The organism is Brevundimonas sp. GN22 (genome assembly GCF_054824005.1).
In genome coordinates this window covers 1-1,682 of sequence record NZ_JSYD01000132.1, presented here as the reverse complement: position 1 = coordinate 1,682, position 1,682 = coordinate 1, and the positions used below count along the sequence as shown (strand labels likewise).

Genomic DNA, 1,682 nt, shown 5'->3' with positions numbered 1-1,682 from the left:
CCGTTAACGCGAAGAAGAAAAAGGACCCGCTAGGCGAGTGATCGCCTGCGGCCGCATCAGTATCTGTCGTTAAGTCTACGGCGTGCTCTAGCCATGCCATTGCGTTGAGGGAAGCCCATGACCGACACCAAAAAGCCCGGTGAGGATCTGGCCGAAGACATTCTGGGCTTTGGTCGGCAAGAGGTGGTCACGGCTAGGGACCTGTTGGTGAAACCATCGCAGGTTCTGGCCGCATGGATGGAGCAGGGAGCCGAGGGGGGAGGGCGCTATGCCCGCCCCTTGCGGCTTTATCTGGCGCTGAACGCGATACTGATGCTGCTGCTGTTCCTGCGGGGCGGCGCGGGTTTCATGCTGGACGGTATTCCGGACGACGTCATGGGCAAGCTGCTGGAACGTACCGGCAAGTCCAGGGACGGTTTCGTGGCCGACGCCGAGGGTTGGATGACCTTGGTCATGGTGCCGGTTCTGTCTATCTTTTATTCGGTGGCTGTCACGCCTCTGCTGCGGTGGTGGGACAAGGCTGATCTGGGCTGGCGGCGCGGTTTCCGAGCCAGCTTCGCGTGGCTGAATGCCTGGACCGTACCGATGTTGCCGCTGGCGTGGTGGTCCTATGGAAACGGGACGCTGCAGGTCTGGATGGGGCTTGCGATCACCCTGCTGGGCATGGTGGCCTTTCTACGCATGGGGCGCGGACGTTGGTATCAATCCAACGCGGGCGGGATCGGCAAGGCCATCGTCTTGATGATCGTTCTTGGTATCGCCGCTCAAATCGGCGGGCTGTTGGTGGGCGCAATCGGACTTTTGGGCGGGGTGTATTCTTAAGACCACCGATCAGCGCCTCTCCAGCCGGTGGGGCTCAGCTATTGGGGCGGAAAGTCTCGATCGCATCCAACGCCTGTCCGAGTGTACGATCGGTACCCAACATGGACAGGCCGATTTCGCCACCGGAAAGCTCACTGTTTAGGCTGTCCAGCATCCGTTTCCACGGAGCGCGGGGATAGCGCGACGGATCGCGCAGCTTGATCACCAGTGATTTCTGACCGTGATGGGACCAAGTGCCGATGTGTTCGATCTGGTCCCACGGAATCGGACGTTCGGTAAAGGACGGCACTAAAATGCCCATGCGGTCGATCCGCAGATGCTCGGTCGGATTGGTGATCCGTGTGGCTCCGACCAGAGCGATCCCGCCAGAGAGAACCAGCGATATCCAGCCCGTGGATTTGATCAGCCAGTCGGGAAATCGGGATGGTCTGTGGGGAGTGGGGTGAAACACCATATCAATGACAGGTGGCAGTGAAACCGGCTTGTCGAATATGCCGGTCATCCATAGGCCGATGCCTGCGAACACCAGGGCGATGATGATGCCGGCGATGATCCTGAGCGGTTGTGTTCTCGCAACAAAGGCCTCCATCGGCCGGGCTTCCGTCATCATTTCAATCGCGACAGCACGTCGTCGTTGTCGGCCCCCAGCGCGGGTGGCGGACGGTCGTATCGGACGGGCGTTTTCGACATCCGGATCGGCGAGGCCACGGTTTTGACGGGGTCCGAAAGGTCGCCGCGCGACTGTTCAACCATCAAGCCGCGATGCAGGGCCTGCGGTTCCTCGAACACCTGATCTATGCGGTTGATCGGGCCACAGGGGACGCCGTGGTCCTCCAGCCGCTTCATCAGATCCGCCATGG

The 1,682-nt window shown here is 60.7% G+C and carries 3 protein-coding genes; 1 reads left to right on the top strand and 2 read right to left on the bottom strand.

The window, feature by feature from the left end; translation table 11 throughout:
* Window positions 1-117: 117 nt before the first annotated feature.
* Window positions 118-822: a hypothetical protein gene (locus OB03_RS14145; RefSeq protein WP_461344587.1), complete on the top strand. Its 705-nt coding sequence runs from the start codon at window positions 118-120 to the stop codon at window positions 820-822.
* Between the two features lie 34 nt (window positions 823-856).
* Here the strand turns inward: OB03_RS14145 and OB03_RS14140 are convergent, their stop codons facing one another.
* The gene (locus OB03_RS14140; RefSeq protein ID WP_461344586.1) at window positions 857-1,432 is read right to left on the bottom strand and encodes an STM3941 family protein; all 576 of its coding nucleotides are present in this window, start codon (window positions 1,430-1,432) and stop codon (window positions 857-859) included.
* Window positions 1,429-1,682, bottom strand: a 254-nt coding sequence (locus OB03_RS14135; RefSeq protein WP_461344585.1) for a CoA transferase, incomplete at its 5' end; no start/stop codon positions are given. The genes OB03_RS14140 and OB03_RS14135, both read right to left, overlap by 4 nt.